At 71.7% G+C, this 339-nt stretch carries 1 pseudogene; it reads right to left on the bottom strand.

Annotated elements, in window-relative coordinates:
• Nucleotides 1-339: pseudogene (locus MFF64_RS36690) on the bottom strand (hypothetical protein); the annotation flags it as partial.

Genomic DNA, 339 nt, shown 5'->3' with positions numbered 1-339 from the left:
AATTGAGAATAGAGCTCGGGATTTCCGCGCTGGCAGCGCAGCCCTGCGGGCGCGGGGCCGCCAGCCTCCCCCGCACACAACCGCCGCAACAAATAGATATCCATGTTCCAGCCGTGCCGCGCCCGGGCCTCCGCGCGGACCCGCCGGATCTCGGCGCCGACGGTGCCGAGGCGGCCGGAGACCAGGATCTCGTCCGGGCTGCCGAGGTAGGCCCCCCAGTAGATCGTCAGCGCCGGGTCGAGGCCGGGGAAGCGGTCGCGGATCTCGTGGATGAGGCCGACGACGAGGTCGATCGGCTTGGTTCCGTGCAGGGCGCCGTTGGCCTTGCCGCGGCCGCGC

It is taken from the genome of Methylobacterium frigidaeris (genome assembly GCF_022179185.1).
In the GTDB taxonomy this organism is placed as follows: domain Bacteria; phylum Pseudomonadota; class Alphaproteobacteria; order Rhizobiales; family Beijerinckiaceae; genus Methylobacterium; species Methylobacterium frigidaeris.
The sequence above is the reverse complement of the archived record's forward strand: the minus strand, read 5'-3'. Positions and strand labels throughout refer to the sequence as shown.